The 22,296-nt window shown below is 72.6% G+C and carries 22 protein-coding genes and 2 pseudogenes; 10 read left to right on the top strand and 14 right to left on the bottom strand.

Features of this window, described 5'->3' with window-relative positions:
• The first annotated feature begins 20 nt into the window (after positions 1–20).
• Positions 21–1,802, top strand: coding sequence for a penicillin-binding transpeptidase domain-containing protein (locus ACFO0B_RS03880; RefSeq protein WP_378611126.1), 1,782 nt, complete (start codon positions 21–23; stop codon positions 1,800–1,802).
• Here ACFO0B_RS03880 and ACFO0B_RS03875 read toward each other — a convergent pair.
• The 6 genes from ACFO0B_RS03875 to ACFO0B_RS03850 form a co-directional block, all read right to left on the bottom strand.
• Complete coding sequence (locus tag ACFO0B_RS03875) at positions 1,796–2,380, bottom strand: peroxynitrite isomerase (RefSeq protein WP_378610892.1); 585 nt, start codon at positions 2,378–2,380, stop codon at positions 1,796–1,798. The genes ACFO0B_RS03880 and ACFO0B_RS03875 overlap by 7 nt on opposite strands.
• A gap of 184 nt (positions 2,381–2,564) precedes the next feature.
• Entirely contained in the window at positions 2,565–3,929 is a 1,365-nt protein-coding gene (locus tag ACFO0B_RS03870) for an APC family permease (RefSeq protein WP_378610891.1), read from the bottom strand.
• 57 nt (positions 3,930–3,986) lie between these two features.
• Positions 3,987–4,859, bottom strand: coding sequence for a helix-turn-helix domain-containing protein (locus ACFO0B_RS03865; RefSeq protein WP_378610890.1), 873 nt, complete (start codon positions 4,857–4,859; stop codon positions 3,987–3,989).
• A 112-nt stretch (positions 4,860–4,971) separates the two neighbouring features.
• Positions 4,972–5,982, bottom strand: a complete 1,011-nt coding sequence (locus tag ACFO0B_RS03860) for a hypothetical protein (RefSeq protein ID WP_378610889.1) — start codon at positions 5,980–5,982, stop codon at positions 4,972–4,974.
• A complete protein-coding gene (locus ACFO0B_RS03855; RefSeq protein ID WP_378610888.1) occupies positions 5,979–7,442 on the bottom strand; it encodes a pyridoxal phosphate-dependent aminotransferase in 1,464 nt (487 codons plus the stop codon). The genes ACFO0B_RS03860 and ACFO0B_RS03855 overlap by 4 nt, the downstream gene beginning before the upstream one ends.
• Positions 7,439–8,458: a helix-turn-helix domain-containing protein gene (locus tag ACFO0B_RS03850; RefSeq protein ID WP_378610887.1), complete on the bottom strand. Its 1,020-nt coding sequence runs from the start codon at positions 8,456–8,458 to the stop codon at positions 7,439–7,441. The genes ACFO0B_RS03855 and ACFO0B_RS03850 overlap by 4 nt, the downstream gene beginning before the upstream one ends.
• Positions 8,459–8,942: 484 nt before the next feature.
• Here ACFO0B_RS03850 and ACFO0B_RS03845 point away from each other — a divergent pair, with 484 nt between their 5' ends.
• On the top strand, positions 8,943–9,275 hold the full coding sequence (locus tag ACFO0B_RS03845; RefSeq protein ID WP_378610886.1) for a hypothetical protein: 333 nt from the start codon (positions 8,943–8,945) through the stop codon (positions 9,273–9,275).
• Positions 9,276–9,291: 16 nt separating this feature from the next.
• Positions 9,292–10,215, top strand: a complete 924-nt coding sequence (locus ACFO0B_RS03840) for a TIGR03564 family F420-dependent LLM class oxidoreductase (protein ID WP_378610885.1) — start codon at positions 9,292–9,294, stop codon at positions 10,213–10,215.
• On the opposite strand, the gene ACFO0B_RS03835 is transcribed toward ACFO0B_RS03840, so the two are convergent.
• Positions 10,200–10,862, bottom strand: coding sequence for a hypothetical protein (locus ACFO0B_RS03835; protein ID WP_378611125.1), 663 nt, complete (start codon positions 10,860–10,862; stop codon positions 10,200–10,202). The genes ACFO0B_RS03840 and ACFO0B_RS03835 overlap by 16 nt on opposite strands.
• A 100-nt stretch (positions 10,863–10,962) precedes the next feature.
• Between ACFO0B_RS03835 and ACFO0B_RS03830 the strand changes: the two genes are divergently transcribed.
• The 4 genes and pseudogenes from ACFO0B_RS03830 to ACFO0B_RS03815 all read left to right on the top strand — a co-directional run.
• A complete protein-coding gene (locus ACFO0B_RS03830) occupies positions 10,963–11,556 on the top strand; it encodes a TetR family transcriptional regulator (protein WP_378610884.1) in 594 nt (197 codons plus the stop codon).
• Positions 11,557–11,652: 96 nt separating this feature from the next.
• On the top strand, positions 11,653–12,639 hold the full coding sequence (locus ACFO0B_RS03825; RefSeq protein ID WP_378610883.1) for a TauD/TfdA dioxygenase family protein: 987 nt from the start codon (positions 11,653–11,655) through the stop codon (positions 12,637–12,639).
• 34 nt (positions 12,640–12,673) lie between these two features.
• Positions 12,674–13,657 (top strand): glycine betaine ABC transporter substrate-binding protein, encoded by a 984-nt coding sequence (locus ACFO0B_RS03820; RefSeq protein ID WP_378610882.1) that lies wholly within the window; start codon positions 12,674–12,676, stop codon positions 13,655–13,657.
• A 27-nt stretch (positions 13,658–13,684) separates the two neighbouring features.
• Positions 13,685–13,810 (top strand): annotated as a pseudogene (locus tag ACFO0B_RS03815) (polyketide cyclase); the annotation flags it as partial.
• 22 nt (positions 13,811–13,832) lie between these two features.
• On the opposite strand, the gene ACFO0B_RS03810 reads toward ACFO0B_RS03815, so the two are convergent.
• Positions 13,833–14,774, bottom strand: coding sequence for a serine hydrolase (locus tag ACFO0B_RS03810; RefSeq protein ID WP_378611124.1), 942 nt, complete (start codon positions 14,772–14,774; stop codon positions 13,833–13,835).
• 29 nt (positions 14,775–14,803) lie between these two features.
• Entirely contained in the window at positions 14,804–15,685 is an 882-nt protein-coding gene (locus ACFO0B_RS03805) for a LysR family transcriptional regulator (RefSeq protein ID WP_378610881.1), read from the bottom strand.
• A gap of 159 nt (positions 15,686–15,844) precedes the next feature.
• Between ACFO0B_RS03805 and bla the strand changes: the two genes are divergently transcribed.
• The 3 genes and pseudogenes from bla (at position 15,845) to ACFO0B_RS03790 (ending at position 17,970) form a co-directional block, all read left to right on the top strand.
• Entirely contained in the window at positions 15,845–16,828 is a 984-nt protein-coding gene (gene bla / locus ACFO0B_RS03800) for a class A beta-lactamase (protein WP_378610880.1), read from the top strand.
• Between the two features lie 82 nt (positions 16,829–16,910).
• Positions 16,911–17,080: pseudogene (locus ACFO0B_RS03795) on the top strand (LLM class F420-dependent oxidoreductase); the annotation flags it as partial.
• A 446-nt stretch (positions 17,081–17,526) separates the two neighbouring features.
• Complete coding sequence (locus ACFO0B_RS03790) at positions 17,527–17,970, top strand: DUF4254 domain-containing protein (protein ID WP_378610879.1); 444 nt, start codon at positions 17,527–17,529, stop codon at positions 17,968–17,970.
• Positions 17,971–17,997: 27 nt separating this feature from the next.
• Here ACFO0B_RS03790 and ACFO0B_RS03785 read toward each other — a convergent pair whose 3' ends face one another.
• The 5 genes from ACFO0B_RS03785 to ACFO0B_RS03765 form a co-directional block, all read right to left on the bottom strand.
• Positions 17,998–19,080 carry an NAD(P)/FAD-dependent oxidoreductase gene (locus tag ACFO0B_RS03785; protein ID WP_378610878.1) on the bottom strand — a complete coding sequence of 361 codons (1,083 nt, stop codon included), beginning with the start codon at positions 19,078–19,080 and terminating at the stop codon, positions 17,998–18,000.
• Positions 19,081–19,191: 111 nt separating this feature from the next.
• Positions 19,192–19,962 carry an SDR family NAD(P)-dependent oxidoreductase gene (locus ACFO0B_RS03780; RefSeq protein WP_378610877.1) on the bottom strand — a complete coding sequence of 257 codons (771 nt, stop codon included), beginning with the start codon at positions 19,960–19,962 and terminating at the stop codon, positions 19,192–19,194.
• Positions 19,963–20,033: 71 nt separating this feature from the next.
• The gene (locus tag ACFO0B_RS03775) at positions 20,034–20,528 is read right to left on the bottom strand and encodes a DUF4254 domain-containing protein (protein ID WP_378610876.1); all 495 of its coding nucleotides are present in this window, start codon (positions 20,526–20,528) and stop codon (positions 20,034–20,036) included.
• Between the two features lie 94 nt (positions 20,529–20,622).
• Positions 20,623–21,240, bottom strand: coding sequence for a hypothetical protein (locus ACFO0B_RS03770; RefSeq protein WP_378610875.1), 618 nt, complete (start codon positions 21,238–21,240; stop codon positions 20,623–20,625).
• Between the two features lie 118 nt (positions 21,241–21,358).
• On the bottom strand, positions 21,359–21,595 hold the full coding sequence (locus ACFO0B_RS03765) for a hypothetical protein (protein ID WP_378610874.1): 237 nt from the start codon (positions 21,593–21,595) through the stop codon (positions 21,359–21,361).
• Positions 21,596–22,296: the final 701 nt, after the last annotated feature.

Genomic DNA, 22,296 nt, shown 5'->3' with positions numbered 1-22,296 from the left:
ATCGGGCCGTGTCGATCCGGATGGTCATCACGCTCGCGGCGACGGTCTGCACGGTGCTGGCCGCCGTCGGCTGCTCCGCGGGCCCGCAGGGCCCGATCCCCGCCGCCGACGCCTTCGTCGAGGCCTTCGCCGACCGCCGCACCGACGATGCCGCCGAACTCACCGGCCTCCCCGAGAAGGCCGGACCCGCACTGGCATCCGCGTGGAAGAACCTCCAGGCCGAGAGTTTGACAGCGACAACGGGGCAGGCCAGGGTCAGCGGCGACACCGCGACGGTCGAGTACACCTACGAATGGAAGCTGCCGAGGAACCGGGTCTGGAGCTACACCGGCCAGCTGCAGATGGGCAAGATCGACGGTCGCTGGGCGGTGCGCTGGACCTCCGCCGACATCCACCCCCGGCTCGGCGACACGCAGACCATGGTGCTGCGCGCCGACCCGGCGCCGAAGGCGAGGGTGAACGAGTCCTCCGGCAGTGACGTGCTGGTACCCGGCCGGGTCTCCCGGGTCACCTTCGACACCGGCGCCGCCGCCGACCCGGGCAGCACCGCCACCACCCTGGCCCGCGCGCTGCACCGCTTCGACATCGAGCTGACCCCGCCGAAGATTCTCGCCGCCGCCCGCGCCGCGCGCGGCCCGCACACCGTGATCGCGCTGAACGAGGTGGAGGCGGACCAGGTCACGAACGAGCTCATCGGGCTGCCCGGCGTCACCCTCGTCCCGGAGTGGGACATGGTGCCGACCGACCGGAAGTTCGCCCCCGACCTGATGACCCAGGTGCGGCAGACGGTGATCACCGAGGTCGACGGCAGGGCAGGCTGGAGCGTCGTCACGGTGAACGCCAACGGCGCCGACACCGACGTGCTGACCGAGGTGGCCGCGCAGCCCGCACCCTCCTTCGCGCTGAGTGTGGACCGTTTCGTGCAGAACGCGGCGCAGCGCGCGGTGGACGTGCGCCGCGACGAGCAGACCATGATGGTGGTGATCCGGCCGTCCACCGGCGCGATCCTGGCGGTCGCGCAGAACGAGGCCACCGACCGGGACGGCCCGATGGCGACCATCGGCCAGTATCCGCCCGGCTCGATCTTCAAGACGGTGACCGCGACCGCCGCGATGACCGCCGGACTCGCCGATCCGGACACCGTGCTGCCCTGCCCGAGCCGGATCACCATCGGCGAGCGCACGATTCCGAACTACGACCTCTTCTCCGTGGGCAGCGTCCCGATGGCCACCGCGTACGAGCGCTCCTGCAACACCTCGTTCGCCAAGCTCGCCAGCGAGCTGCCCGGCGACGCGCTGCACAGCGCCGCCGCCTCGCTCGGGGTCGGCGCGACCTACACCGTGCCGGGGCTGCCGACCTTCTCCGGCTCGGTGCCGCCCGCCGAGGAGCTGGTGCAGCGCACCGAGGACGGCATCGGCCAGGGCCGGGTGGTGGTGAGCCCGTTCGGCATGGCGCTGATGGCGGCGACGGTCGCCACCGGGCGGGCGCCGACGCCGTGGCTGATCGGCGGCCGCACCACCGAGGTCGACGGCGAGCGCCCCGACCCGGCGCCTGCGGCGATCGAGGGGCTGCGCACCATGATGCGCAAGGTGGTGACCGGCGGTACCGCCGAGCGCATCGTCGACCAGGGCGAGGTCTACGGCAAGACCGGTGAGGCCGAGGTGGACGGGGGTTCACACTCCTGGTTCGTCGGGTACCGCGGCGACCTGGCCTTCGCCACCCTGCTGGTCAAGGGCGGTAGCTCGGACAATGCCGTCGCGGTGACCAGGGACATGTTCACGGCCCTGCCGCCGGACTACTGATCGGCGCGGTGCAGGGTGGCGGCGAGGTGGTGCGTCAGCGGCTCGCCGACGGCGGCCATGCGCACGGTGTAGTCGAGCGTGTCGTCCCGGACGGTGAACGAGCGGCCCATCGCGGTCACCGGCTTCGCGGTGCTGCTGAGCCCGATCCCGGTGGTCCGGAGTTCCAGCCGGACAGCACCGTCGGCGGTGTCGAGCGTGCCCTCGTAGATCTCGGTGATGCCGGTGGGGTGCGCCAGGATCAGCTCGACCCGGTCCGGCGCCGGGCAGCGCAGGTAGCCGGTCTCGGCATGCAGCGGGCGGCCGTCGTCGGCGGCCCGGGTGCGCTGCCGGTAGGTGAGGAACGGGCGGCCGATGTGCCCGAACTCCACCTCCTCGAGGTAGTCGAAGGAGTCGATGGTCGGGTACTCGCCGTGGCCCGTGCCGCGCCAGACACCGAGTAGCGGGGTCAGCGCGATGAGGGCGGGGTGCGGGGCTGGGGTGGGGGCTGCCACCGATCGAGGGTAGCCCCCGCCCGCGCTCGTTCCGGCACGGCAGGCTTCTCGACCTCCCGCTGCCCGCTCGCGGGGCTCCGGGGTCATCGGATCGGACTCACCGAGTCGTCGGGATCGATGGCCGCGGTCGCGTTCTCCCTGTCGGTCGGCGTGCCCTCGTCCAGCACCTCACCTCTCAGTTCACCAGCAAGCGGTAGACGAGGGGTTCGAGCAGTGGGTGAACCCCGCTGGTTCACGTCCAGCTACAGCGCCGAGCAGGGGGGACTGATGCCTACGGCGCGGCCGGCTTCTCCTGCTTGCGCAGTGCGAGCTGGTTGACCGCCCACAGCAGGGCGCCGACGCCGAGCAGGATGCCTGCGATCAGGTACTGCTCCGGATTCCGGTCGGTGAACGGGGTGACCAGGAAACCACAGGTGAGCGCGCCGACGACGGGCAGGAAGGTCGGGGTGCGGAAGTGCTTGTGCTCGACCGGGTCGCGGCGCAGCACCAGCACCGCCACGTTCACGATGGTGAACACGGCGAGCAGCAGTAGCGCGGTGGTGCCGCCGAGCTCGGGCACCTGGCCGACGAAGAGGATGAGCGCCAGCCCGAGCACGGTGGTGAAGGCGATCGAGATGTGCGGGGTGTGCCTGCGCGGGTGCACCGCGCCGAAGGTGCGCGGCAGCACGTGCTGGCGGGCCATGCCGTAGAGCAGCCTGCTGGCCATGAGCATGTTGATCAGCGCCGAGTTGGCGACGGCGAACATGGTGATGAAGGCGAAGATGCCGGTCGGGAAGCCGGGGGCGCCGATCTCGACCACCTTCAGCAGCGGGGTGTCGCCCGCGCCGAGCTCGCTCGGCTCCACCAGCGCCACCGCGGTGATCGAGACCAAGACGTAGATGAGCCCGGTCAGCAGCAGCCCGCCGAGCAGCACCTTGGGGAAGATCCTGCTCGGCTGCTTGCACTCCTCGGCCATGTTCACCGAGTCCTCGAAGCCGACCATGGCGTAGAAGGCGAGCGTGGTGGCGGCGATGACGCCGCCGAGTGCGGAGCGGTCACCGGTCTCGAATTCGGTGACCCGGCCGAAGTCGCCGTTGCCGTAGCCGAGCGCCCACAGCCCGACGGCGATCACGATGAGCAGCCCGGTCAGCTCGATGCAGGTGAGCACGACGTTCAGCTTGACGCCCTCGCTCACGCCACGCAGGTTGATCGCGGCGATCACGAGAATGAAGGAGAGCGCGACCAGGGTGATGCCGATGCCGTCGCCGATGCCGAGGTCGAACGCCTCGGCGAAGTTGGCGGCGAAGGCGCGGGCCGCCGTCGACGCCGAGGTGATGCCGGAGCTCATCACCGCGAAGGCCACCATGAAGGTCACGAAGTGGATGCCGAACGCCTTGTGCGTGTACAGCGCGGCGCCCGCGGCCTGCGGGTACTTGGTGACCAGCTCCAGGTAGCTGAATCCGGTGATCAGCGCGACCAGGAAGGCGACGAGGAAGGGCACCCAGACGGCGCCGCCCACCTCGTTGGCCACCTTGCCGGTGAGCGCGTAGATCCCGGTTCCCAGGATGTCGCCCACCACGAACAAGAGCAGCAGCCCCGGCCCCATGACGCGTTTCAGCTCGGGTTCGGCAGCGCTGTCGGCGGTCACCTCGGCCATGGCGCACCTCCTTCAGCACTCGATGGTGAAGGGGGGATTACCCACTCCGCTCCGGAATCAGTCGCCGATCTCGGCGAGTTCTGCTGCGGCGGCGGCGATCATGGCCGCGGAGTCGCGCGGGCTCAGCGCCATGGCGCGCAGCTGGTCGAAGATGACGCCGAAGCGGCGGATCTCGGTGTGCCCCTCGATGAGCTCGTCGCCGGCCAGCCCCTCCAGGTAGACCAGCTCGGGGTCGGCCGGGTTCGGGAAGTCGAGCAGCGTGAAGGCCCCGGCCATACCGGGGTGCGCGCCCGCGTCGAAGGGCAGGATCTGCAGGATCACGTTCTTGCGCTTGATCTCCTGCAGCAGCCGCTCCAGCTGGCCGCGCATGGTGACCGGGCCGCCGACCACCCGGCGGATGGCCGCCTCGTCCATCACCACCCAGAGTTCGAGCGGCTCCTCCTTGGTGAGGTTGACCGCCCGGTCCATCCTGGCCTTGGCCCTGCTCTCCATCATCGCGGCCTCGAGCTTCGGCATGGAGGTGTCGATGACGGCGTTGGCGTACTCGTAGGTCTGCAGCAGCCCTGGAACCGTCGAGGTCTGGTAGTGCCGCGCCGAGAGCGCCTCGGACTCGAAGTTGATGTAGGCCGCGTAGACCTCGGAGACACTGCCCTCGTAGGCCCGCGCCATGCCCGGCTTGAGTGCGGTGCTGAGCAGCTCCACCGCTTCCTCGCGCTGCTTGTCGTCGACGTCGTACAGGTCGAGCATCGCCATCAGCGTGCGCCGCTGCGGGCGTGCCTGCGCCGTCTCGATCCGGTACAGCGTGGTGATGTTGATGCCGGTGCGGCTGCTGACCTCTTCCTTGCCGAGCTGCGCGTCCTCCCGCATCTCGAGCAGCATCGCCGCCAGCCGGCGCAGCCCGACGGTGAGCACCGTGCGCTTGCCTGCCATGCCACCCCTTCCGTGCGGGCCCGCGCACGGCACGGATGCGGCGCGGGCGGACCTCAACGGTACCGCTCGGGCCGCACCCCCGTTCACGGGTCGGGCGACGTGTCGGATTCGTTCAGTTTCGATTCACCGTCGGCGGTTCGCTCCCCGCTACCAATCGCAGGATCATGGCCGTCGCGGCGGCCGCGTAGGCGTGGCTCGCCTCGCTCGGGCGCGCCGCCGGATAGTTGCTGCGGTGTGTGACGACGACGCCGTTCGGCAGGGTGCGGGTGGTGTCGCGGCGGGTGGCGCTGCAGTTGCCGCCGGCCTTGGCGGCCAGGTCGACCACCACGCTGCCGGGGGCGAGCAGGCCGAGGGCGGCGTCGTCGAGCAGCAGCGGGGCGGGCTCGCCGCGGTGCAGGGCCGCGCAGAGCACGATGTCCGGGCCGACCTCGGGGATGAGTGCCCGGATCGCGGCGGGGCCTGCCGCGGTGACGCAGGCATGCGCGCCTGCGGCGAGCGCGGTGGGTTCGGTCTCCCGGCGCGCGGCGACGACCGTCGGCGGGGTGTCACCCGCTGCCAGCGCGGCGGCCAGCGCGGCGCGCCCCGCGGCGCCGAAGCCGAGGACGAGGCTGCGGATCGGCCGCTTCCGGGTCGCCGCCGGGAGCAGTGCGCGGGCAGCGGCATAGGCGACGCCGCCCGCCACCCGGCTCATCGGGGTGAGGGCGTCGTACGCCGCGGTCGCCGCGGTGCGGGGCACCGATTCGAACGCGATCGAGCGGATACCGTGCTCGGCGAGCGCGTCGATCCGCTCGCGTCGCTGGTGCGGGTCCTGGAAGCCGATCAGGGTTGTGCCCGGCCGGAGCCGGTCGCCGGAGAGCGCGAAGGCGGGCGTCTTGACCCACGCGACGATATCGGCGGCGGCGGCGACCGCGCCGGCATCCGCGGCGATGCGCGCGCCCGCCGCCCGGAAGTGCCGGTCGGCGAAGCCGGCGCGCTCGCCGGCGCCGGTCTCGACGGTGACGTCGAGACCGTGGTCGGTGAGCCGGCGCACCGCCGCCGGGGTGAGCGCGACCCGGGTCTCCCCGGGCGCCGTCTCGCGCCAGACGCCGATCACGAGGCGATCGCCGGTGCGGTGACCGCTCATCCGCGCACCGGTGCGCCCACGGCGGCCAGCGGCCTGTCCGCCGGCCCCGGCGGGCCGTGGAACGGCTCGCCGCCGATCGCGGCAACGGGGTGCAGCGGTTCGAGATCCAGCGCCGCAAGCACCTCGGAGTACCTGAGCCCGGCCGACATGTCCAGCAGCAACCGCTCGATCCGATCCAGGAGTTCGTCCAGCAGGTCGCGGCACTCCTGGCCCGGCGCGCGGCGCGGTGCGAGCACGTTCAACCGGACCCCGGGGCGGGGCGAACCGGTCCGGTCCAGCGCGACGCTGTCCACCCCGGCGGCGATCAGCAGCAGATCCTCCAGTTCCGCGCTGTCCCGGACGCCTGCGGCGCCGAGTAGCCCGGCATCGAACCGCAGCGCCAGGAACATCCCCTCCGGCGAGCCGAGCGGGCGCAGCGCGGCGAAGCCGAGCCGGTCGTCGATCTCGCGGACCCGGCAGATCGCCCGGTCCATCTGCGCGCGCATGACGGTGCGGTTGCCCGCGAAGTACTCGTCCGGCGTGTGCTCGACGATCGCCCTGGCCAGGTGGGTGGTCTCGCGCTGGAAGGAGAGCGTGAGCCGGTCCGCGATCCGGGCGAGCCAGGCGGTGTCGCCGCTGCACGCCGCGCCCATCTTGCAGGGCCCGAAGGCGTTGTAGCCCTTGGAGTTCCCGGTGATGGTGAGCACCCGGTCGTAGAGCCTGCGGTCGACGGCGGCGATCGGGATGTGCCCACTCACCAGGTGGTCGAAGGCGGCGTCGCAGATCACCGGGGTGTCGGCGGCGAGCAGCACCCGGCCGATCGCGGCCAGGTCGGCGGCCGAGTACTGCGCCACCACCGGGTTGCCGGGCAGCGTGAGCAGCACGCCGCAGAGTTCGCCGGTGGCGCGCAGCTCGTCGAGGCAGCGGTGCAGCCGCACCGGGTCGATGGTGAAGCTGTCGTCCGGACCGACCGGGCAGGTCACGATGCGCAGGCCGTACTTCTCCACGTGCAGGCCCGCGCTCTTGTAGAACCCCTCCGGGCACACCAGCACCCCGCCGGGGCGGGCGATGGTGGCGATCGCCTCCTCCAGCAGCATGGTGCTGGTGTAGGCGCAGACGATCACCTCCTCCGGCCGCACCCGGACCCCCGGTACCCGGGGGGCAGGCTGCTCCAGACTGCCGAACATCCTGCGCGCGGCCAGTTCGCGCAGCACCATGGGCTGGCGCTTGTCGTAGCGGCTGCCGTCGGTGTAGTCGTCCGGCGGGGTGCCGTGCAGCAACTCGTGCCAGGCGAGGTCCAGCGCCGCGACGGCGGCCGGGTGCGGGCCGAGCCCGGTCTCGCCGTGGTAGGCGTCGATGACCCCGGTGTAGCCGCGATCACCGGTACCGGGGAACGGATGATCTCGGGTGAGCAGCCGCTTCACCCGGCGCTTGCGCTGTTCGGACCGCTGGGTGACGGTGGCGAGCGCGGGTGCGGTCACTCCGCGCCCCCGGCCGGATCGGCCGCGATCCTGGCCCAGCGCTCGGCCAGCGCCTCCCGGAACTGCATCCGGCAGTCGCCGTCGGACAGCCGCCGGTACCCCGCCAGCGCGGGCTCGGCCACCACGTCGTTCACCGGGACGGCGGTGCCCGCGAGCCGCAGCGCGTAGAGCTTCTCGAATCGCTTGACCGCGAAGGCGACATCGTGGTTGAGCACGGAGAAGCGGGTGGCCACCCTGGCCTGCTGCGAGTAGTCGTACTCGCCGATGGCGACGTAGCGGTCGTCGACGACGAGCATGCTCTGCGCGTTGCGCGCGTGTTCTCGCTTGATGAGGACACTTTCGACGCCCGCCCGGGTCTGGCGCCAGAGTTTGTCGTCGTAGGGCCAGACGTCGCTGATGTCGTCGAGCACGTACATCCGCCGCACCTCGATCCGCGGCGGGAGCGACTTGTCCGCCAGTCTCAGGATCGCGGCGTGGTATTCGTCGCCGACGTCACCGCCGATGGTGCCGAGGTCGGCGGTGTGGATGGCGCGCACCGACGTGCCGGCCTGGTCCAGGATGGTGAGCCAGTCGTTGACGGTGTTCCACTCCCAGACCGTGGCGCTGCGCGACGGGATCTGGGTCAGGATCTCCTCGGCGCGCTCCAGCTGCCGATCGGCGATCAGCCGCAGCGGCTCGATCTCCTCCCGCACACCGGCGGCGTCGAGCAGGCTCTGCGCGATCCCCAGTGCCCGCGCGACCACCGCCGGGTCCTTGCCGAGCAGCACGTTGAACCGCATCCGCAGCTCGTGCAGCGCGGCGTCGCCCGCTTCGGCGGGGGCACCGGGCAGCTCCTCGCCGAGCGCGAGGCTGAGCCGCTCGCGCAGCGAGAGCGGCGGCACCCGCGAGCCGTTCTCGATCTGCTGCACCAGGCTGCGCGAGCAACCGGCTCGCTGCGCCAGCTCGGCCTGGGTCAGGTTGCGCTCGACCCGCAGCCGGCGCACGAGCGCGCCGATCGGTTCGCCGGGGTCAGTCACGGGTGCCCCCCGAGCGGGTAGCACAGCGAAGCACACGATGTGTCACGGGGCGTGAGCATAGGGCACCCGGCACCGGGAAGCGGAGCGAGACCCTTCGTGCCGGACATCGCTGAGCGGATGCGGGAATCCGGATCGGGCTGCCCGGACTCGGGATGACGGTGCGAAAGCGGCACAGAACCCCCTCGGGGACGCACAACGGCAATCTCCAGTATCGGCATAAGCCTACAAAGTGTCACTGAAAAGCTTTGAAGCACAATTGACGGCACAACTAGGCGATCGGTAACATGGGTAAACAATCCCGCCCGGGCAGTGAGGAGGTACCGATCACGGACACCTCGCTGCGGCAGGAGGCAGGTTCCCGGCCTTCCCGGTGACTCTCCGCTCGATCCCCCTGCTGCCCGTCCTCGGACGACGCGAACCACCGGCCCGCCCCAGACACCGGCGCGGTCGCGATCGAGCATCCGCAGCGCGAACGGAGGGGACCATGGCACTGCACAGCACCGCGACCACGATCACCAGCACGGTCAGCCCGGAACAGGCCCGGCTCGACGAGATCGGTACCTGGCGCCTGGACTGGCTTCCCGACATCCCGCTCACCCGCGACCAGGCCGTCAGCGGCATGGTGCTCGACGAGGTGCTCAGCGACCCGGCCGCGGTGCACGACGTCATGGCCGTCGAACTGGCCCAGCTCCGCGCCGCCGAACTCGGCCTCGACCTCACCCAGGTGCTGCTCCGGCTCTTCCTCCGGATCCAGGAGCGCGACGCCGCGCGCCTATGCTGGCCCGCGGAACCGGCGCGGGCGAGCTCGCCCGCCTGAGCGGAGGAGACGGATGGTGCGGATCGGCATCTTGCTCGGCGAGACCTCGGGCGCCGACGCCCTCACCCGGCTGACCGACGAGCTGGCGGCGGCCGCGGCGGCGGGGTTCTCCTCGGCGTGGCTCTCGCACATCTTCGGCGTCGACGCGCTGACCGCGATCGCCGTCGCGGGCAGCCGGGTGCCGGGCATCGAGCTCGGGACGGCGGTGGTGCCCAGCTACCCGCGGCACCCGGCCGCGCTCGCGCAGCAGGCCCGCACCACGGCGCTCGCGCTCGGCGACAATCGGCTCACGCTCGGCGTCGGGCTCTCGCACCGCCCGGTGATCGAGAACATGTACGGCTACGACTTCGGCAGGCCCGCGCACCACATGACCGAGTACCTGCGGGTGCTGCTTCCGCTGCTGGACAACCGGCCCGCCTCGTTCGAGGGCGACACGGTGCGTGCCGAACTCGCGCTCACCGTGCCGAACGAGGGCCGGGTTCCGGTGCTGCTCGCCGCGCTCGGACCGCGCATGCTGCGGCTCGCCGGCCGCGAGACCGACGGCACCACGCTGTGGATGACCGGCCCGGCCACCGTCCGCTCGCACATCGCGCCGGTGATCGCCGAGGCCGCGGCCTCGGCGGGCAAGCCTGCACCGCGCATCGTCTGCGCGCTGCCGGTCTGCGTCACCGACGATGTCGAGGACGCGCGCGTCCGCGCGGGCAAGGCCTTCGGCTTCTACGGCAATCTGCCCTCCTACCGCGCCATGATGGATCGCGAGGGTGTCGCGGGCCCGGTCGACCTGGCGTTGATCGGCGGCGAGGAGCAGGTGGCCGCCCGGATCGCCGAGGTCGCCGCGGCGGGCGCCACCGATTTCGTCGGCGCGCTCTTCACCCGCGGCGAGAGCGCGGAGCGCACCCGCGCGCTGCTCAGCGATCTGGCAGCTCAGGCCAGCAGGTAGCGGCTGGTCGGCACCACGTCCAGGTCGCGGTCGGCGCCGAAGGTCGCCACGCTGCGCAGCATCCGCCCGGTCCTGCGGTGCAGCTCGGCATCGTCGCCGCCGCTGCCGTAGAAGGCGTGCGGGTCGGTGAGCGCCTCGATCGGGAAGAGCTCCTCCACGATGGCCGCGAGCTCCGGCGCGCCGTCGGTGGCCGGGCCGAGCACCCGGTTCTGCACGTAGCCGAAGGTCGCCTGGGTCTCGATGGCGACCGCGGTGTGCTGCTCCAGCCACGCGGAGCGCCACTCGGCGTAGGGCAGCTCGGCCGGGCGCCGGAGGAAGGCGATGTTCGCCAGCCCCGGCGCCCGCTCGCCGGGGGGCACCGCGGGCGGCGGCAGCGGCAGGTGCTCCTCGACCCACCAGCCGGCCACGCGCTCGGCGAAACCGGTGAGCACCGCCGAGACCAGCGCCCCCGCGGCCTCGTCCGGGATCTCCGTCGCCACCACCGCGGCCACCGGCTCGTCGAAGGTGGTGAGCCGCAGCAGCGCTCCGGCCACCGCGGCGTCGGCGAGGTTCACCTGGATCCGGGTCGCCCCGGCCGTGCGCAGCCCGGTGCGGGCCGCGTCGCCGAGCAGCTCGCCCGGGCCCCAGAGCGCGTGCACCAGCTTCATCGTCACCACTTCCTGAAACCTGTTCCAGTTTGGTGGCAGCGTAGCTCGGAGACGGCGATTGGTAACACGGTTACCAGGTAACGAAGTTACCGTAAGGAGTGTGGCGAGAGGGCAGGACACCGAGGCGCAGCGGCAGATCGTCGCGGTGGTGCTGGAGCTGTTGCAGACGGATGGCTTCGACGCGGTCCAGCTGCGGGTCGTCGCCAAGCGCGCGCACGTCTCGCTGACCACCGTCTACAAGCTCTTCGCCACCAGGGACGAGTTGATCGTGCGCGCCATCAAGCAGTGGATGGCGGACGAGGCCTACGCCGAACTCGAGCCCGCCCCGCCCGACGAGACCACCCGCGACTCGCTCATGCGGGTGCTGCGCTGCGTCTTCGAGCCGTGGGAGCGGCAGCCCCGGATGCTGGAGGCCTACCACTACGCCAGGCAGGGGCCGTGCGGGCAGCTCCTCGACGAGCAGGGGCTGACCGTGCTGGTTCCGCTGGTCGCCGACGTCATCCAGCACCTGGAACCCGGCTACCTCGAGGACCTCGTGGTGATCCTCGGCAATGTGGTGCTCTCGCTGATCGGGGGGTTCGCCACCGGCGCGGTCGAGATCTCCACCATCCTGCCGACGCTGGAGCGCGTGGTGTACCGGCTCACCGCCGACAACGCGGCCGAGGCGGCGGGTAGACCGGCGCACGCCGGATAGCGTGATTCGCGCACGGTGATCGCAACCGTTCCGCGGGCTCGGCGGCGCCCCTAGATTCCGGGGGGAACGCTAGATGTCGAGTTCGAGGAGGATCCGATGACGGCCGTGGCGCCCCTTCCCCGCGCAGCGCTGACCCGCGACGACCTGCCGGTACTCGACATCGGCAGGGTCGGCGGCGCGCTCGGCGCCGAGGTGCGCGGGCTCACGCTCGGCGCGGAGCTCGACGATGCCACCGCCACCGCGATCCAGGTGGCGCTCGCCGAGCACCAGGTGCTCTTCTTCCGGGACCAGCACCACCTGGACCGGAAATCGCAGTGGGAGGCCGCGTCCAGGCTCGGCACCCCGACCGAGCCGCACCCGACCGTGAAATCGCGTGGCGCGCTGCTGCTCGAGCTGGAGGGCGCCGCCAACGCCTGGCACTCCGACGTCACCTTCGTCGACCGGGTGCCGAAGGCCTCGCTGCTGCGCGCCGTCACCCTCCCGCCGTACGGCGGCACCACGGTCTGGGCCTCCACCACCGCCGCCTACGACGCGCTGCCCGCCCCGCTGAAGGTGCTGGCCGAGGAGCTCTGGGCGCTGCACACCAACCGCTACGACTACGCCGAGCACGGCCGCGAGAGCAACTACGGCGAGAACGCCTACTACCGGGAGTTCACCGCCGAGCGGTTCGAGACCAGGCACCCGGTGGTCCGGATCCACCCGGAGACCGGCCGCAAGTCGCTGGTGCTCGGCCAGTTCGTGAAGCACCTGCTCGACGTCTCACCGCGCGACTCGCGCGCCCTGCTCGACCTGCTCCAGCACCGGATCATCCGGCTGGAGAACACGGTCCGCTGGGACTGGCGCAACGGCGACGTCGCGCTCTGGGACAACCGCGCCACCCAGCACTACGGCGTCGCCGACTTCGGCGAGCACCGCCGCCGGCTGCACCGGGTGACGCTGGCCGGCGACGTCCCGGTCGACGTCAGAGGCCGGCGGAGCACGACCGTCGCGGGTGACCCGGACAACTACTCGCCGGTGGTCGCCGCGCCGCTGCTGCCCGGTGTCGGTGCGTCGTCCCTCCCGGAACCGGGCGGTCTCCGTTAGGCTCGGAAGCCATTCCGGATCGGAGGGCAGTGCCGTGCGCCGACGCAGGATTCTCGCGCCGCTGGCCGGCGTGCTCGCCGCGCTGGTCGCCGTCTGCACCGGTTGCGGGCTGCAGTCCGGCTCCACCCTTCCCTTCGACGTCGGCCCGGCGAGCATCGCCACCGACGAGGGGCTGGACGGCGTCGAGCTCACGGTCGGCTCCAAGGAGTTCACCGAGCAGGTCATCCTCGGCTACATCCTGGCGTTCTCGCTGCAGGCGGCAGGCGCCGACGTGCGCGACCTGACCGCGATCGTCGGCTCGCGCAGCACCAGGGACGCGCAGATCACCGGGCAGGTGGATCTCACCTACGAGTACACCGGCAACGGCTGGATCAACTACCTCGGCCACGAGAACCCGCTCAAAGATCCGCGGGAGCAGTTCGTCGCGGTGCGCGACGAGGACATCGCGGAGAACGGGATGGACTGGGTCGCCCTCGCGCCCATGGACAACACCTATGCGCTCGCCGCCTCGCGGGGGGTGATCGAGCGCACCGGCGTGACCACGCTGTCGCAGTACGCCGAGCTGGCGAAGCGCGATCCGGCGGCCGCCCGGACCTGCGTGGACACCGAGTTCAACGTGCGCAGGGACGGCTACCCCGGCATGGCCGCCGCCTACGGCTTCGACCCGGACACGGTGCAGCGCCCGGTCCTGCAGACCGGCATCATCTACAACTCCACCGCGGCGGGCACCGACTGCCCGTTCGGCGAGGTCTACACCACCGACGGCCGGGTCAAGGGGCTGGATCTGGTCGTGCTCACCGACGACCTCGGCTTCTTCCCGCACTACAACCCGGCGGTCACGCTCCCGGTCGAGCTGGCCGCGAAGTACCCGCAGATCGAGCGGATCATGACGCCGGTCTCCGACGCGCTCACCAACGACGAGATCACCGAGTTGAACCGCCGGGTCGACGTGGTCGGCGAGGACCCGGCCGACGTGGCGCGGGACTGGCTGCGGGACCGGGGATTCGTCGCCGCGTGAGCCGGACGGTTGCCGCCCGCGGCCGAGGTGTTCAGCACCACCCGCACCGCGGGCGCGGTGCGGGAGAACCACGTGGTGGAGTTCGAGCAGGGCAGGCTGATCGCCTGGAAGCCCGCCGAGCCGGGCGAGGACCCGATCGGGCAGCTGTGGCGCCCCGGCTCGCACCGGCGCGCTGTCACGGCTCGGGCAGGGGTCCGCGGAGCGCCGTGACGGCGATCCGGGCCGCCTCCGCGATGGCGGCGTCGACGACCGGGAGCACCGGCTCGGCCCGCGCCGCGCGGGTGAAGACCGCGACCGCGACCGGGTGCTCGCCGGGGAACTCGACCACCGCCGCCTCGTTGCGGATGGTGCCGATGGTCCCGGTCTTGCCGGCCACCGCGACCCCGCGGTGCGGGAAGGCGGCGGCGATCCGGTGCGGCCACACCTGCTTGCGCATGATCCGCTGCACGAACCCCGTCTGCCCGGGGGAGAGCACCGCGCCCGACCACACCGCGCGCAGCAGCCGCGTCGTCTCCTCCGGCGTGGTTGCGCTGGTGAAGGCCGGGTCGTAGGCGGAGACCGACCATGCCTCGTCCAGGTCGGCGAGGGCGGCGAAGGCCTCGGCGGTGCTGTGCGTGTCGGTGTCGCGGACCAGGGCGCGGTGCAGGTCGGCGGTGCCGCCGACGATCCGGGTCGCGGTGAGGCCGAGTTCGTCCAGCAGGTCGTGCAGCGCGCCGACCCCGACCTCGCCGAGCAGTACGTCGGCGGCGGCGTTGTCGGAGACGGTCATCATCGAGGTGGCGAGGTCGCGGCGGCTCAGCGTCACCGGGTCGTGCAGGGCGGCGAGGCCGGTCGGGCCGGTGGTGCACTCCGCCGGGTCGACGGTGAGCCGTTCGGCCGGATCGAGCCTGCCCTCGTCCACCGCGCGGCAGAAGGCGAGTACCAGGGGCAGTTTGTAGACCGAGGCCGTGACCACGCGCTCGGTGCCGCGCACCGTGACCTCGGTGTCGGAGCCGTCGCAGCGACGGGCGTGCAGCCAGCCGGTGCACCCGGCGTCCGCGAAGACCGCGCGAATGCGCTGCGCGGCCGCCGCGCGCACCCGCTGTGCCGGGTCCCGGTGATCGCTACGCGCCGCCATCGCGGGTGCGCGTCCGGGGGCGTCGTCGCTCATCGCAGGCGCTCGCGGAAGAGGACGGCGTCCAGGGCGGCCGCGGCGTCCTCGGCGCCGGGGCGGTGGATCACCCTGACCCGCAGCGCGATCGCGTCCGGGGCGAGCCGCAGCCAGGCCACGCCGGGCGTCTCGGCAGGCGGCAGCGCGCTGAAGCCGAAGCCGGCTCCGGCGGCGACGGCGGCGAGCAGTGCGCGGTCGTCGGCGGCGGTGTGCAGCGGGACGTCGAGGCCGCGTTCGCGGAGCAGGTCGCGGGCGGCGTCGTGCGCGGGCGGGTTGCCTGCCCGCGCGGCGGTGAGGAAGGGCAGCCCGGCCAGCATGGCGAAGCCGGGGCGCTCGGCGGCCGCGCTGCGGTGGTCGCGCGGGACCGCGACGGCGCGCGGCAGCTTCACCACCGGGCCCGCTACCACGCCGTCCACCAGGGCAGGGTGTTCGAGCACGGCGGCATCGCAACCGCCGGAGCGGACCTGTGCCACCAGATCGACGGTGCTGCCGGTCACGGTCACCACCGACGGCGCTGCCGGTGCCGCGCGCAGCGCCGTCACGCAGGCGGTGACCAGCGCGGGCGGCAGCGCCGGGATGGCGCCCCAGCGCACGCTGCCCCTGGTCCGCGCGATCCGCGCGGCCTCGGCGCGAAGCAGGTCGGCATCGTCCACCAGCAGCCGGGCGCGCGGGAGCAGCCCGGTGCCCGCCGCGGTGAGCACCGCGCCGCGCGGCGTGCGCCGGATCAGCTCGACCCCGAGGTGCCGCTCCAGCCTGCGCAGCCCCTGGGAGAGCGGCGGCTGCGTCATGTCCAGCGCGGCGGCGGCGCGGCCGAAGTGCCCCTCGTCCGCGACCGCGACGAAGAACCGGAGGTGACGGAGCAGGTCCATGCCCTGCATTGAAGCAGCGGTGGTTCCGGCGGCCCGGCCGCCCCGAACCGCCCGGAGCCGCGCACCGCCCTGGCCGCCCGCGCTGACCTGCGGCGATATCCGGTCCGACCGAGCGGCGCCGAAGCCGCGTATTGGCCCGCACCCGCCGTCCGGTGCTTCGCTGACCCCGTGACCGACTCCCGCCCTACCGCTGCATCCCGCCCACCCGCTCCCGCGTCCGGCCGCGCGGCTTCGCCCGCGGCAGTTGTCCGCCCGAACCGCCGCGGTTTCCTGGCCACCGTCCTCGCCGCGGGTGCGCTCGCCGCCTGCGGCACGGAACCGCGAGTCTCGACTGCGGCGACCTCGACCACTCCCGAGCTCCCGGCGCTGAACAGCGCACTCGCCGCGATCCAGGACCGGCACGCCGTGCGCATCGCGGTGTACGCCCGCTACCGCGACCGCACCGTCACGCACCGCGCGGGCGAACCGATCGCCCTGTGCTCCACCTTCAAGGTCTACGCCGCCGCCGCGATCCTGCGGCTGGAGTCCGAGGGCGTGCTCCACCTGGACGACACCGTCCCGGTGCACCCCGACGACATCGTGGTGAACTCCCCGATCACCCAGGCCGCGCAGGGCGCCGAACTCAGCTACGCGCAGCTCTGCGCGGCCGCGCTCACCCGCAGCGACAACACCGCGGGCAACCTGCTGCTGCGCCGCATCGGCGGCCCCGCCGCACTCACCGCCTTCGCCCGCACGGTCGGCGATCGCGCCACCACCCTGGAGCGCTGGGAGCCCGACCTCAACCTCGCCGAACGCGGCTCGCTCGCCGACACCACCACCGCCGAGGCCCTCGCGACGGGCTACGACGCCCTGCTGCTCGGCAGCGCCCTTCCCGAGGCTCAGCGCCGGACCCTGACCGACTGGATGGCCGCGAGCACCACCTCCGCCCGCCGGATCCGCGCCGCGCTCCCATCGGGCTGGACCGCCGCCGACAAGACCGGCGGCGGCAACTACGGCACCGTCAACGACGCGGGCGTGCTGTGGTCCCCGGACGGCACCCCGCTGCTGCTCGTCCTGCTCACCGACAGCACCACCGGCGACCCGGCCGCCACCCCGGCCGACGCCGCGCTGGCCGAGGCGACCGCCGCCCTCGTCACCGCGCTCGCCCTGTGAGTTCATCGCGCGAATCGAGGACGCCCGGCCGCCCCCGATGATCGGATGGTGCGGGCGACGCCGATCGAAACGGAGGCCGACGATGCGGTTCACCCACGCGGAGACGATGATCGACCCGTCCTACTACGTCCCGCCGGCGCGGGCCGCCGAGGCTGCCGGGTACACCTCGATGGCGATCGCCGACAGCGTCGCCTACCCCGCGATTCCGACGCCACCTACCCGTACACCCCGGACGGCAGCCGAGAGTTCCTGGCGGACCCGTATGCCGTAACCGATTGCCGGACAGAGCGATCGGGCGGATTTCAACTCTCGCCCCGCCGCGCGGCTGCCCGGTGCCCGCAGCGTTGCCGCATTGATCGATCCGGCCCCGCGCGAGTCGATTTCGCACCGGACGGGTCGTGTCGGGACCGGGTGTCGAGGGGCACTCCCCGGCGCGCAGGTGTTACCAGCACGGAATGCTCGCGCACGTGGGATCGCTCCGCGGAGGGTATGTTGCACGCACCCGGACCGTCGTGCCGGGGCCAGAGGACACGCCGGGATGTGCTGCACATGTGTGCATTTGCAATGTTGCGTTCTTGCATCGGTGAGAGCATGATCCGTGTCACCCGACGGGTGACCGTGGCGACCGGGACGAGGGAACGAGAGCCGATCATGGGCCAGCGCGCAGCAGTGGTGACGGGTGAGCGCGGGGTGCTCCGGTGAGCGCCCCCACGATCGGCGGGCTGCCGACCGCCCCGCAGTTGTTGTCCGCCTTCCAGGGCCGCCGGATGAGCGAGCACGAGCCCTTCCGCTCCGCGCACGCCCTGGCCGGCCTGCACGAACACCGCCTCGAGCTGAGCGACCCCGGCGAGATCGCCGAGCTGGATGCCCGCCGCTCCGCGCTGGTCGAGCTGATCGACGAGTGGATCGCCAGGGAGGCGCCCGAGCACCGGGACGGGGCCGCGCTGCACACCGAGACGCTCGGCGCGGTGGTGGATCGGATGGCGCGCAGCTGGGTCGCCGCGAACCAGGCGATCGACGCCGAGGGCGCCCGCAGCGACAAGACCCATAAACACTGGTATCACCTCGCCGAGCTGGTCGACGGGTACACCGATCTGGTCACCGACGTGGCGGGTGGGCGCCGGCGGTTGCCGGGCCAGTAGGCCCGCAGTGCCGGGCGGGCGTTCGGCTCAGAGGCCGAGCCGGTCGGCGGCGAGCTCCGCGACGGCGGGGGCGAAGAGCGTGGCGTCCGGTCCGGCGCTGCCGAGCACCAGGATTCGCCCGCTCGGCGCGAGCCACGGGGCGCGCTCGATCGCGCAGGCGACCTCGGCCCAGCGCCCGCGCACGGTGAGCTCGGCTTCCAGCAGTTCCCCCGTGACGGCGAGCAGGTGCTCCGCCGCGGGCTCGGCGAGCTCCGCGGGGAACGGCTCGCCCTCGCCGGTGGCGCCGAGCGTGAGACCGCCGTCCAGCCGCGGTACCGCGAGCACGTGCATGCCGAACTCGGCCGCGGCCGCGGTCTGCGCCTGCTCCGCGCTCAGCCGCGCGACCGGCTCACGCGGATAGCCGGGGCGGTGCCGGAACTGGTCGCCGTCGGCGAGGATCGCGTCCGGCCGCCGTTCCAGCGGACCGGTGCGCAGCCGTTGCGCGCGCAGCAGCGGCACCGGCTCGGCGCCGGTGAACTCCCTGGCGAGCGCGTCCCGCCCCGGGCTCGGGCAGAGCAGCGCGACGTCGGCGGCGAGCGCGGAGCCGTCGTCGGCCCGGATCAGCACCCCCTCCGCGGCCACGGCGAGAGCGCGGGCCGAGCAGCCGCGTGCGGTGAAGCGGCCGGTGCCTGCCAGGTGTGCGCGGAGCGCGGGGACCGTTTGGTGCGGGGTGAGCACGGCGTCCGCGCCGCAGTGCAGCCCGGCGAGCAGCGGCCCGCGCAGCGCGGGTTCCAGCGCGCGGGCCCGCTCCGGCTCCAGCAGCGTGAACTCCCGTGCGGTATCGGCTGCCGCCGCTTCGGCGACCGCCAGCTCGGCTCGCGTCCGCGCCACCGTGATCGACCCGCTCAGCCGGAACCCGACCCCCGGCACGCGCCCGCCGATCTCCCGCCACAGCCACAGCGCGTGCGCCGCGCGTTCCAGATCGGCCGCGGCCACCGACCCGGCGCGCAGCGCGCCGGAGCCCGCGATCGGCGCCCCGTCGTCCAGCTGCGTCACGGTGTGCCCGCGCAGCACCGCGGTCCACGCGTGCACCGCCGCCGGCACCCCGCCGCCGATGATCGCCACTCGCACGAGCAACCATTCTGCGCGGTCGCCGGTACGCGCGGGTGGCGCGGGTGTGAACGGCAGCTGTCCCGCTACCGCCCCGGCATCCGGCGCATCTCGGACAGCGTGCGATCGGGCTCAGCGCGCGACGGTGCCGCCGTCCACGAGCAGGCTCTGGCCGGTGATGAAGCTGCCCGCGTCCGAGCAGAGCAGCAGCGCGGCGCCGACCAGCTCGTCCGGGCGCGCGATCCGGCGCAGCAGCGGCACCTTCGCCATGGCCTCGATGAACTCCGGCGGGTTCTTGCGCACCATGTCGGTGTCGACCGCGCCGGGCACGATGGCGTTCACCCGGATGCCGTCGGCGGCGTACTCGGCCGCCATCGAGCGGGTGAAGGAGAGCAGCGCGGCCTTGGCCGCCGCGTACATCGAGAGCCCCGGCGCGAACTGCAGTGCGGCCACCGAGCCCAGGTTCAGCACCGCGGCGTGCTCGCTGGCGCGCAGCTGCGGCAGCGCGGCCTGCACCAGGAAGAGCGGGCCGTACACGTTCACCCCGAACGATTTCTGCACCGCGTCGGGCTGCATGGTCGCCAGTGGCTGGGCCAGCGCGTTGGCGGCGTTGTTCACCACGATGTCGATCCCGCCGAAGGTCCGCTCGGCCGTCTCCACCAGGGTGTGCAGCGCGTCGAGCTCGCCGAGGTGGGTGGGAACGCCGATGGCGTCGGCGCCGAGTTCGCGCAGCCGGGCGGCGGCCCGCTCGCAGGCCTCCGGCTTCCGGCTCGCGACGACGACGCGCGCGCCCGCGCAGGCGAACCCCTCGGCGAGCGCGAGCCCGATGCCCCTGGTCCCCCCGGTGACGACGGCGGTCCGCCCGCTCAGATCGAACAACTGCCGGAAGGACGCCTCGTCCACGGACAACACCTCTCGCCACGCGGGCACCGTCGCCCGTCCCGGCCAGTTGTAGCACCCGGGCCCGGTGTGGATCAGCGATCGACCTCGGGGGCGGGCAGCCTGCGCTGGCCGCGCATCACCTCGACGATCAGGTCCTGGTAGGCGACGAAGAGCTCGGCGACCTGGGTCCAGGCCGCGTGCACCTTGGGGTCGGCGGCGTCGTGCCCGGCCATGACGCGCTGGAACCGGGCGTAGGCGCGGGCGATGCGGTCGACCACCGAGCCGACGGTCTCGGTGTGCAGCCGGGCGCCGTTGCGGTGCTGCGGCACGTGCCCGACGGTCCAGACGTCGATGGCGTGCATGAGGTCGGTGCGGTGCGCGGCCAGCCCGTCGGCCCAGATGTCCTCCTGCTGGTGCAGGGCGAGCAGATCGACGCACCAGCGGGCGATCGGATGCTCGGCCCCGCGGCTGCCGCTCAGGGCCGAGAGCAGCTCGGTCATCGGGAAGAGCGGCTCGATGTCCTCGAACCGTCCGAATCGCTCGTCGCGGCCTGTGCCTCGAACCTGGATCACGCGCGGCACTGCCATGACTACTCCGGTGTGACTCTGCCCCCTGGCGGGATACAGACAGTAGCCTACCACTGCGGAAATGGCATTCTCAATGAACGTGAATCACGTTCCGTCAGCGAATGAGCGGTATCGCCGCCGGGTGCGGCCCCGCGGGCCCGAGGTCGGTGGCGATGGGCGAGCGCACGGTGACCCCGCTGCGGAAATGCTCCACCGGCCCGGCGGCCGGGCCGAGCCCGGCCGCCACCATGGCCCTGGTCTTGAAGGCGAGCGCGGCCTGGCTGGGTCGGTACTCGACCGGGCTGAGCAGCTCCGCGCTCGCGGGCGGCGCGTGCTCGCCCCACACCACCACCTCGAGCCCGCGGTCGAGCAGCGCGAGGTGTAGCCCCTCGCTCGCCCGCGGCTCGCGCAGGCAGATCCCCGACGCCATGGCGATGGCGTGCGGGGTGCGGCCGCGGCCGCCGGTGGCGAGCGCGTGGTCCAGGCTCGCGAGCTCGGCGCCGAGAATGCGCAGCGGGGTGTCGTCGGCGGCGCCGGGGACCAGGACAGTGACCTCCCAGCCCGCCGTGCAGCGGTCGAAGAGCCATCCGCCCGCGTGCTGCACCGCGTCGGCCACGCTCAGTGCGATGACGTCGAGCCGGTACTTCTCCAGACCCCAGTCCCACAGCGTCCGGGTGGACAGGGGACTGCGGCGCACGTGCTGCACGCTGCCACCGGGGGGTGGACCGCCCATCACATCTCCATCGTCGGCACTCCGCTCTCCGGTGCCGCCGGGCTGATCGGCGACGGAAAGCTTCCTCACCATACGGTCAGGGTGATGCTGTGACAAGGGTCACAGGGGCCTCGGCGGGTCAGGCCCGGCGCTGCGTCGGCTCCGGGTCGCCGAGCTCCGGGCTCCACCAGGTGTCGGTGCCCTCCGCCAGGAACTCGGGGGTGCGGGCCCACGCGGCGACGGCGTCCGCCGCGCGCAGCACCACGTCCGAGGTGGCCGCGGGGGCAGGCACCCGGTGCGCGTTCGGGGTCCGCCGGGGCAGCGGTGGCCGCGGGTCGCCGGACTCGTCATGATCGAAAAGCGGATTGCGATGCACGATGCTCCCGATGGGGTCGGCGAGTCGTCGGTGACTCGGTGCGGAATCGTCCCGTTCCGGAGTGCGTACGCGCGTAACTTCCGGAACATCGCCCACGATAGAACACGATGCGGGTGCACTGTGCCGTCCATTTGCCCTGCTGCTCAGGGGAATTGCCGACCGACGAGATTTGGGTCATGCCGCCACCGGTGTCGCTATGGATGTGTGCGGTGCTCGGGGGTGATCGGTGGGCATCGGCCGTGTTCCCGGCAGTGAGCGGTCCCGATATGCGTGCGGACACCCAGGCAGTCCGAATGAGTCAATCAGGGGGCGGATAGCCGCGGCGAAAGTGCACCGTCGAGTAGATATTGATGTGTCTCGCCAGATCGACCGGAATTTGTAACGCCGGTAATCGTGCTGCGAGCTGGCGCGACCCCTCCGCGCCCGCCCGGACGGCGCTTCGCGGGAACCGTCCGGGCGGGCGACGGAAACCTTAGGGTCGTCGCGGTCGGTCCGGATGCGCACAACGGCGTGGGCACGTCGTTCGGGCCGGCCGTCCCTGCTGTTTTCGAGTGGACGGTGCCGTCGCTCCAGGATCTGTCGAGGTGCCGCCGTGACCCGTACGGGTGTTGATCCGAAGCGGCACCTGTGGGTTCTGGGGTTGATCGCGCCCGCGTCGGCGCTGTTGCCGTCGCAGCTGGTGTTGCAGACGGGGTCGGCGG

The organism is Nocardia jiangsuensis (assembly GCF_042650385.1).
Lineage (GTDB): Bacteria > Actinomycetota > Actinomycetes > Mycobacteriales > Mycobacteriaceae > Nocardia > Nocardia jiangsuensis.
Note: the sequence above shows the minus strand (reverse complement) of the source record. Positions and strands in the feature narration are given on the sequence as shown.